Origin of the sequence: Paenibacillus sp. JSM ZJ436, assembly GCF_044383795.1 — a bacterium.
Lineage (GTDB): Bacteria > Bacillota > Bacilli > Paenibacillales > Paenibacillaceae > Paenibacillus_AQ > Paenibacillus_AQ algicola.
In genome coordinates this window covers 1-522 of sequence record NZ_JBISEO010000051.1, presented here as the reverse complement: position 1 = coordinate 522, position 522 = coordinate 1, and the positions used below count along the sequence as shown (strand labels likewise).

Sequence of the window (522 nt, the reverse complement as noted above, 5' to 3'; positions counted from 1 at the left end):
GATTTTGTTCTTCTTAACTCCTCCGGCTGACTACCATCAGGCGCAATGTGAGCTTCTATACGTTTTATCATAGTCTCTTCAATCAACGCTTCAGCTTCATTCACTTTTCCAAGATAAATCATAAGTCCTGCGACTTGATAATCATAATTAGTAGCATGATTATTTGTTCTAGTACTTGCTCCAATTCCAAACTCACTTGTTCTCAGCCAGATTAAATACTGATTAAACCAGTCCTTCATTGATGCCAGCTCACTTTCAGCCAGCAATTGATTCTTCTCTAACACTTGAAGTGTTGTAATCACTTTACCGATATCAGTCCATTCGATGATCCCAAACATGGTTCCGCTTACTTTACCTGGTATAGCCTGACCAAAGCTTACATGAGGATTCACTTTCGTTTCTTCATTAATAAACCAAACCTGAACAATTTCTTTGGCCTTATTTATATATTTTTGATCCTCTGTGAAATAATAGGCCAATGTTAATGTATTTAATGATGTAAACATTTCTCTTAACCGAGTA

At 36.4% G+C, this 522-nt stretch carries 1 protein-coding gene; it reads right to left on the bottom strand.

Annotated elements, in window-relative coordinates:
- A partial coding sequence (locus tag ACH6EH_RS20200) for an alginate lyase family protein (RefSeq protein WP_397333594.1) occupies positions 1 to 506 on the bottom strand: 506 nt, incomplete at its 3' end.
- Positions 507 to 522: the final 16 nt, after the last annotated feature.